The organism is Streptomyces sp. NPDC059668 (assembly GCF_042734135.1).
Lineage (GTDB): Bacteria > Actinomycetota > Actinomycetes > Streptomycetales > Streptomycetaceae > Streptomyces.
This window is the reverse complement of record NZ_JBHWEL010000004.1, coordinates 99,078-106,963: the sequence shown is the minus strand read 5'-3', so window position 1 is coordinate 106,963 and position 7,886 is coordinate 99,078. Positions and strand designations below refer to the sequence as shown.

9 protein-coding genes are annotated in these 7,886 nt (G+C 70.2%); 7 read left to right on the top strand and 2 right to left on the bottom strand.

Going from position 1 to position 7,886, the window contains the following annotated elements; all coding sequences use genetic code 11:
• Positions 1-201 precede the first annotated feature (201 nt).
• Both ACFV2J_RS05215 and ACFV2J_RS05210 read left to right on the top strand, forming a co-directional pair.
• A complete protein-coding gene (locus ACFV2J_RS05215; protein ID WP_385091162.1) occupies positions 202-1,284 on the top strand; it encodes a CE1758 family FMN-dependent luciferase-like monooxygenase in 1,083 nt (360 codons plus the stop codon).
• The gene (locus ACFV2J_RS05210; protein ID WP_385091164.1) at positions 1,281-1,898 is read left to right on the top strand and encodes an FMN reductase; all 618 of its coding nucleotides are present in this window, start codon (positions 1,281-1,283) and stop codon (positions 1,896-1,898) included. The genes ACFV2J_RS05215 and ACFV2J_RS05210 overlap by 4 nt, the downstream gene beginning before the upstream one ends.
• 68 nt (positions 1,899-1,966) lie before the next feature.
• Here the strand turns inward: ACFV2J_RS05210 and ACFV2J_RS05205 are convergent, their stop codons facing one another.
• Positions 1,967-2,425 carry a MarR family winged helix-turn-helix transcriptional regulator gene (locus tag ACFV2J_RS05205; protein WP_385091167.1) on the bottom strand — a complete coding sequence of 153 codons (459 nt, stop codon included), beginning with the start codon at positions 2,423-2,425 and terminating at the stop codon, positions 1,967-1,969.
• Between the two features lie 369 nt (positions 2,426-2,794).
• Between ACFV2J_RS05205 and ACFV2J_RS05200 the strand changes: the two genes are divergently transcribed.
• Positions 2,795-3,745 (top strand): hypothetical protein, encoded by a 951-nt coding sequence (locus tag ACFV2J_RS05200; RefSeq protein WP_385091170.1) that lies wholly within the window; start codon positions 2,795-2,797, stop codon positions 3,743-3,745.
• A gap of 96 nt (positions 3,746-3,841) precedes the next feature.
• Here the strand turns inward: ACFV2J_RS05200 and ACFV2J_RS05195 are convergent, their stop codons facing one another.
• Entirely contained in the window at positions 3,842-5,023 is a 1,182-nt protein-coding gene (locus tag ACFV2J_RS05195) for an amidase domain-containing protein (protein ID WP_385437395.1), read from the bottom strand.
• A 273-nt stretch (positions 5,024-5,296) separates the two neighbouring features.
• On the opposite strand from ACFV2J_RS05195, the gene ACFV2J_RS05190 reads away from it, so the two are divergent.
• The 4 genes from ACFV2J_RS05190 (at position 5,297) to ACFV2J_RS05175 (ending at position 7,821) form a co-directional block, all read left to right on the top strand.
• Entirely contained in the window at positions 5,297-5,932 is a 636-nt protein-coding gene (locus tag ACFV2J_RS05190) for an AAA family ATPase (RefSeq protein ID WP_385091176.1), read from the top strand.
• Positions 5,929-6,153, top strand: coding sequence for a hypothetical protein (locus ACFV2J_RS05185; protein WP_385091179.1), 225 nt, complete (start codon positions 5,929-5,931; stop codon positions 6,151-6,153). The genes ACFV2J_RS05190 and ACFV2J_RS05185 overlap by 4 nt, the downstream gene beginning before the upstream one ends.
• A 160-nt stretch (positions 6,154-6,313) precedes the next feature.
• Complete coding sequence (locus ACFV2J_RS05180) at positions 6,314-6,865, top strand: cysteine hydrolase family protein (RefSeq protein WP_385091182.1); 552 nt, start codon at positions 6,314-6,316, stop codon at positions 6,863-6,865.
• A complete protein-coding gene (locus ACFV2J_RS05175; RefSeq protein ID WP_385091185.1) occupies positions 6,862-7,821 on the top strand; it encodes a GlxA family transcriptional regulator in 960 nt (319 codons plus the stop codon). The genes ACFV2J_RS05180 and ACFV2J_RS05175 overlap by 4 nt, the downstream gene beginning before the upstream one ends.
• The last annotated feature ends 65 nt before the right edge of the window (positions 7,822-7,886 follow it).

The following is a 7,886-nucleotide window of genomic DNA, read 5'->3' as shown; positions in this document are numbered from 1 at the left end:
GATCGCGGCCGTCCACCGCCCGCGGCAGAGGGGTCCGAGGCGGCCGTGGCAGCGCGGTACAGCGGCCAAGCCGTATCCGGCAAATGAATACGGCGAAACAGCGATACAGCGTCAACAGGCGGTTAGTTCTCGGCGGGACTCATTGCCTCTGACGAATTTCGTGACGCACCTAAGCAATTTCAAGGCGGAAGCAGGACCGAAATGCAGTTCGGGATCTTCGGAGTGGGAGACGTCGCCGTCGACCCCACGACCGGCCGACAGGACACCGAGTACGACCGGATCAAGGCGGTCCTGGAATACGCCGAACTGGCCGAGCAGGTGGGACTGGACGTCTTCGCGATCGGCGAGCACCACAACCCGCCCTTCATGCCGTCGTCCCCGACGACCCTGCTCGGACATGTGGCGGCCCGGACGGACAGAATCGTGCTGTCCACCTCGACGACCCTGATCACCACCAACGACCCGGTGAAGATCGCCGAGGACTACGCGATGCTTCAGCACGTCGCGGACGGCCGGGTCGACCTGATGATGGGCCGCGGGAACACCGGGCCGGTCTACCCCTGGTTCGGCAAGGACATCCGCGACGGAATCGCCCTGGCCGTCGAGAACTACGCGTTGCTGCGGCGGTTGTGGCGTGAGGAGGCCGTCGACTGGGAGGGCCGGTTCCGCACCCCGTTGCAGTCCTTCACCTCGACCCCGCGGCCCCTGGAAGGCATACCGCCCTTCGTGTGGCACGGCTCCATCCGCAGCCCGGAGATCGCCGAGCAGGCCGCGTACTACGGGGACGGCTTCTTCCAGAACAACGTGCTGTGGCCGAAGGAGCACGTGCGACGCATGGTCGGGCTCTACCGCAGACGGTACGAGCACCACGGACACGGGCCGGCGGACCAGGCGATCGTCGGGCTGGGAGCGCAGGTGTTCATGCGGAGGAACTCGCAGGACGCGATCCGCGAGTTCCGGCCGTACTTCGACAACTCCCCCGCGTGGGGAAACGGTCCCTCGCTCGAGGAGACCACGGCCCGGACCGCCCTGCTGGTGGGCAGTCCGCAGCAGGTCGTCGAGCGCACCCTGGAGTTCCGTGAGCACGCGGACGGTGACTACCAGCGTCAGCTGTTCGCCGTCGACGCCCTGGGACTGCCCCGCGAGACCGTGCTCCAGCAGATCGAGATGCTGGGCGAGGTCGTACAGGTGCTGCGGAAGGAGTTCGCGGTGGGCCGTCCCGCGCACGTGCCGGAGGCCCCGACCCACGCCTCGCTGAAGGCGGCCCGGGAGGCCCGGCCGTGAGGCGGCGGCTCATCGCGGTCGTCTCGGCGGGACTGAGGCAGCCGTCCTCCACTCTCCTGCTGGCCGACCGCCTCGCCGCCGCGACGCGTCGCGAGCTGGAGCGGCTCGGTGCCGAGGTCGACGTGGAGAGCGTCGAATTGCGCGCCTACGGTCATCACCTGCTGAACAACATGATCACCGGATACCCCTCCGAGGAACTGCGTCCGGTACTGGACACGGTCGCCCGGGCGGACGGGCTGATCGCGGTGACGCCGACCTTCGGCGCCTCGTACAGCGGCCTGTTCAAGATGTTCGCCGACGTGCTGGACGAAGGCGTGCTGGCGGACAAGCCCGTCCTGATGGCGGCCACCGGAGGCACGGCGCGGCATTCGCTCATGCTCGACCACGAGATGCGGCCGCTCTTCTCCTTTCTGCGCGCGGCCGTGGTGACCACCGGGGTCTTCGCCGCGCCGGAGGACTGGAGCAGCGGCCACGCGTCGGCGGTGTCGCTCGCGGAGCGGACGGAACGGGCCGCCGGTGAGCTGGCCCGTGAGGTGCATCGCCGGGACACCCCTGTCGTCGAGGATCCGTATCTGTCGCCGACCCCGTTCGAGGACCTGCTGGCCGAGGGCTGAGCCCGGGGCGGGCGGGGGCGTCCTCGGCTGGTGCGGGGGCCGCGTACACCGGGTCAGGCGGCGGATCCTCAGAGATCCGACGTGATGCGGTCCAGCACCCGGGTGGCCGCGACCACGTCGCACCCCTCCAGCCGGGAGAAGACGTGTCGCCGCACACTCGCGAGGTTCGTGGGCCAGGTCTGCTTCAGCCGCGTCCATCCCGATCCGGTGAGGACGGCGAGCCACGCCCGGCCGTCCTCGGGGGACTTCACCCGCAGGACGAGCGACTGGGCTTCCAGGCGGTTCACGATTCTGGTCATGCCGCTCAGCGAGAGCCCGCACTCGTTGGCCAGTTCACTCATCCGCAACTGGCTGTCCGGTGCCTCGGAGAGGTGCACCATCACCATGTACTCGGATGTGGTGATCTGCTGTTCCGCGAGCATGTCCGCGTCGACGACCCGAGGCAGGTAGGCCATCACCCGCCCCAGAGCCCGGATGAACGCCTCCTCGTCGGGATGGAGAGGCTCGGGCGGCGTCGCGTCAGTCATGGACACAGTGTAATTGCGCCGAAAATCCCGCCCGCGCTCCGCCGAGACACCACGTCCGCGCAGCCCGTCGTGAACTCGGCGGGCCGGTACCGGGCAAGGCCGCACTCGCCCCGCCGTGATCCTGCGGCGCCCGGGTCGACCGGCATTGGAGTGGCCGCGGCGCCGGCCGGTGGCGTGGCTCCCGTACCCCCCGGCACCGCCCTTCCTAGGGTCGGCGGTTGACGGACGGAGCAGGGGTCGGACGGCCGTGCCGACCGTGCCGGTCCGCCCGTCGTACCAGCGGCGCCGCTCCACGACCTGGCTCGGCGCCGACCGTTTCCGCGGGCCGGTACGGCGACGGGCCGGCCGGCCAGAACAGGTGAGTGAGCCGTGGAACGCACCTCGGCAGGATCCCGGACGCGCGAGCCCTGGACCTCCGCCGGCCGCGCGAAACGGAGGTGGACGCGACGACTGGCCGCCGCGACGGGCCTTCTGATGCTCTGTGCGCTGCCGGTCGGACCGGCGGACGCGGCGTCGGACGACAGCGGACGCCCACGGTCCCGTCCGCCCCTGTACGTGTCCGACTACGGCAACGACCGGGTGGTGCGACTGCCCGCGGACCGAAGTGGTCAGACGACCGTACCGCTCGAAGGCCTGGTCCGTCCGACCGGTCTGACCTGGGACGACGCCGGCAGTCTCTACGTCTCCGACACGGGCGCCAACCAGGTGGTGAAGCTGTCCGCGAGGGGCGTCCGGTCCACCGTGCCCACCACCGGCCTGTCACGCCCGCTGGGGCTCGCCACCGACGCGGTCGGCGACCTCTACATCGCGGACAGCTTCAACGACCGCGTGGTGAAGGTACCCGCCGACGGCGGCGGTCAGACGACCGTCCCCACCACGGGACTGCTGCACCCCTGGGGTCTGGCACTGGCCCCCGACGGAGACCTGTACGTCTCCGACTTCGTCAACGACCGGGTCGTCAGGGTGCCCGCGGACGGGAGCGGCCAGACCACCGTGCCCACCGTCGGCCTCTCCCAGCCGACCGGTCTCGCGCTCAACGCGGCGGGGGACCTCTACATCTCCGACAGCGGCAACAACCGGGTGGTGAGGGTGTCCGCGCGCGGTGGCGGGCAGAGCACGGTTCCCGTGACCGGTCTGAACGACCCGCTGGGGCTCGCGCTCGACTGCCACGGCGGCCTCTACGTGGCCGACGGTTTCAACAACCGGGTGGTACGGGTCCGGGAGACGGGCGGCGGACAGGTCACGCTGCCGTCCAGGGACCTCAACACCCCGACCGGTCTCGCGTTCCCGCCGACGGGCGCACGGCCCGGCCGGAACTGACCCCGGGACACACGCGAAGCCGACCGTCGCGGTCCGCCGCCGACAGAGCGAGGAGCCGGACCCTGAGGGCCGGCTCCCGCTCCGGGATCAGACCGCTCAGGTGCGGTACGCGTAGTACGCAGCGTTCGGGTACGACGCGATGATGCTCGCCACCGACCTGTTGTAGGTGTTGGTGGAGTGGTACGTCACGTACGGCACGCCCTGCGGGCTGCGGTAGGTGACGATCATGCTGTGGTCCTTCTCGCCGTCCTTGTTGAAGTCCATCTGCAGCACGTCGCCCACGTCCAGCTGGTAGACGTTGGCGAGGCTGGTGACGCGCTTGGACGACAGGGCGAACCACGAGAACTCGTTGACCCCGACGAACGAGTCCGACTGGATGTCGGCGTTGCCGAACCACTTGTGGAAGTCGTTCGTGTAGCCGGGAACGTGCTTCCAGCCGCCGGCCTTCAGGGTCTGGCTGACGAAGTTGGTGCAGTCACCGCCGGCACCGTGACCGTTGAAGTCCGGGTAGGCGGAGTTGTACTTGTTCCAGTACTTCGCCGCGTACGCCGCCATGGCCTTGTAGTCGTAACCGGTGCCGGTGAGCTTCTTCGCCTTGGCCGGTGCCGGCAACGTGATGGCCGAACGGGTCGCCTCCGGCGGACTGTCGTCGGCGGCGGTGGCCGGCTTGGCGACCTGCGGGCTGGCGACCTGGTTGACCGCGACGCCGTCATCGGTGTCACGGACGTTGGTGAGCTGCCAGTCGCCGTTGTGGTCGGCCTTGAACGTCAGCTCGTGATGAGCCTGGAAGCCGGTGGTCTTCGGCTCGTTGCCGCGGACCTTCTTGTACGTCAGGGTCGTGGTCTCGGTGACGGCGACCGTGGCGTGGCGGCCCTTCACGCGCGTGCGGTCCAGCGAGACGCTCGTGTCGGCCGAGCTGTACTTCTCGCCGAGCGACGCCAGACGGGACTTCCGGCCCCGCAGCTGCGACAGCGCGGAGTTCTCGTCACGCGACTGCGTGGAGGACAGCCGCACGTCGCCGGAGAACCGGGACGCCTTCGAGGTGCCCTGCTTGCTCTTCCCGTTGTCGACCAGGGCGTCCGTACGGTCGGTGAAGACCGCGTCCGCCAGCCGCTGGAAGGTGGCCTTGGTCGACGCGTCGACCGCGGGATCGTCGGCGACACCCGCCGCGCCCGCGCTCCAGTTGGGCAGCAGAGCCGCGCCGGCGACGACCGAGGCAGCCGCCGCCGTGACTATGGTCGCGCGTCTCCGCTTACGGCTCAGTTTCCTTGTTTTCAATGATGTTCCCCTCTACGCCGGTACGCTCTACCGGAATCCGCATCCTCGCACGCCATATGTGCGTCATGTGAAGGGGGTTACCGAAGGGACACCGGGCCGTGACGGTCGCCCGCCGCGAAGCCGGCGCCCTCACGGAGGTCGGACAAAGAGCCCTTCGTGACCCAGGGTCGGCGTTAGCCCCTACGAATGATTCATGCCGTCACAGGGTGAAAGAAGCCGACATGTGCCGCGCCGACGGCAGCCCGCCGTTCGCGGCCACTAGCGTTGCGTCCTGTGACGCTGAGCTACGCCTTCGTGAATCTCAAACCCGGAGTGGGAAAGACGACCAGCGCGGTCTGGTTGGCCCACGCACTGCACGAGCTGGGCGTCTCCCCGCTGCTGGTGGACAGTGACCCCGCCTCCTCCGCCCTGCGCTGGAGCGAACTCGCGGGGGGCTTCCCGTTCCCGGTGATCGCCTTTCCGGTGGGTGACGTCCACCGGCGCGTGAACGACTTCCTCGGCAGCCGGCAGGCCGTGGTCTTCGACGCCCCCCAGCTGGAGGACCACGCGCACATCGCCCGCAGCATCATGAGGTACGCGAGCGACTGGATCGTGCCGCTCACCCCGGCGCCCATCGAGCTGGACCGCATGGCGCCCATCGGCGGTGAGATGAGGGACGTACAGTCCCTGCGCTCGCACCCGGCCCGCGCCGCCGTCCTGCTGAACCGCACCAACCGCCCCGACGCCACGCGCACCGGTCCGGACGCCGACGCCCGCGAAGCTCTCACCGAACGGGGCTTCGACGTGCTGGCCACCCACATTCCACGGCTGGACCTGTACTCCCAGTCCTTCGGCAGCGCGGTCGACGTCAAGGGCTCGGCCTACATGGACCTCGCGGACGAACTCATCAAACGTCAGGACAAGCCGTGAACCAGCGCAAAGACACCTACCGGGCGGCGCTCCAGCGTGAACCCGGCGCCGCCTCCCCCCGTCCGCTCAGGGTCACCCATCTGGACGCCCGGTACATCCGGTTGACCATCGAGGTCGACCCCGCCGTGCCGCGCGAGTTCAACCGATGGGTGGGGCCGCCCGTGTCCGCGCTCATGCGTGTCGGCGCCGCCGTACTGCGCCCGCTGAGAAACAACCCCTGAGCCGCGGACCGCGTCCCCCTGCCGCCTCCGCCCGCCGCCTCCCGTCCGGGCCGGATACGGAGCACGCGGCGCGCGGTCCGGCAGGCGTGACCGGATCGTTCCGGTACCGGCCCGGATCAGGTCTATGGTCCGGGCGTCGTTCCAGGTCACCATCGGTGACATGAGCAGAGCGCTGATCGTCATCGATGTCCAGGAGTCCTTCCGGGCTCGCCCGCTGTGGAAGCAGATCGCCCATCCGGGGATCGCCGAACCGGTCAACCGGCTGGTCGCCCTCGCCCGCACGGGCGGCGACCTCGTCGTCTGGGTCCTGCACTCGGAACCGGGCAGCGGCGACGTGTTCGACCCCGCCCAGGGGCACGTCCGTCTGCTGGAGGAACTGGATCGTCCGGAGCCGGGCGAGCCGGTCCTGTACAAGACCTCCCACAACGCCTTCACCACCACCAACCTGCAGCAGCTGCTGACCGAGGCGGGGGTGCGCGAACTGGTGGTCTGCGGAATCCGCACCGAGCAGTGCGTGGAGACCACGACCCGGGTCGGCAGCGACCTCGGATACCGGATGGTCTTCGTCACCGACGCCACCACGACCAATCCCATCGGTGACCTCAGCGCCGAGGCGATCATCGAACGCACCGAGGCGGTCCTGCGCGACCGCTTCGCGCGGATCGCCACGGTGGCCGAACTGGAGTCGGAGCCGGCACCCTCACAGACGTGAGCCTCGTCGTCTTCGTCCTGCTGCCCGGTGTCCACCTTCTCGACCTGGCCGGACCGGCGCAGGCCTTCAGCACCGCGGCGGACTTCGGGCAGCCCTACCGCATCGAGTACGTGGCCGAGCGCGAGCAGGTGCTCAGCGCCCAGGGTCTGCCCCTGGTCGCACGGACCCGGTGGCCGGAGCTGACCGACGACGACCTGATGGTGGTGCCGGGCTGGCGGACGCGGACGCTGGGCGGCGGCCCGGCGCTGAGCCCCGCCGCCTCGCAACGGCTGCGCGACCACCATGCAGCCGGGGGCACCGTCGCCAGCGTGTGCGCCGGGGCGGAGGCGCTGGGGCGGGCCGGACTGCTCGACGGACGCAGGTGCACCACGCACCACGACCACCAGGACGAACTGGCCGCCCGTCACCCCCGCGCCCTCGTCGTACGGGACGTGCTGTTCACGACCGACGACCGGGTGGTGACCTCGGCGGGCATCGCCAGCGGCATCGACCTGGCACTGCACCTGCTGGCCGTCCGTCACGGTCCCGCGCTCGCCGCCCAGGTGGCACGGGACATGGTCGTGTACGCGCGCCGCAACGGCGACGAGCCCCAGTCCAGCGCCATGCTGCGGCACCGGTCCCACCTGGACGAGGCCGTCCACCGCGTCCAGGACCTCATCGACGTGCGATTCGCCGAACCGCTGCCGCTCGCCGGCCTGGCCGCGGGCGCGGGCGTCAGCGAGCGCACCCTGACCCGGCTCTTCCACCGCGCCACCGGCGGTCTGACCCCGCTGCGCTACCAGCAGACACTGCGGGTCGAACGCGCCGAGCATCTGATCGGCCATGGCGCCACGGTGGAATCGGCGGCCCGGCAGGTGGGCTTCGAGGACGCCCGGATGCTGCGCCGCCTCCGCACCCGGACGCCGCACGCGGCAGCCCACGAGCCGTTCCGACGTCGTGCGCGCCCCGACGACTGACCGACGGGGGCCGGCCCACCGGTCCCGACGGGTCGGCCACACGCTCGGGAACGGCGGCAGGCGGG

Coding starts and splice junctions, on each gene's coding strand:
- ACFV2J_RS05215 (WP_385091162.1), top strand. CDS start 202: ATGCAGTTCGGGATCTTCGGAGTGGGAGACGTCGCCGTCGACCCCACG.
- ACFV2J_RS05205 (WP_385091167.1), bottom strand. CDS start 2,425: ATGACTGACGCGACGCCGCCCGAGCCTCTCCATCCCGACGAGGAGGCG.
- ACFV2J_RS05180 (WP_385091182.1), top strand. CDS start 6,314: ATGAGCAGAGCGCTGATCGTCATCGATGTCCAGGAGTCCTTCCGGGCT.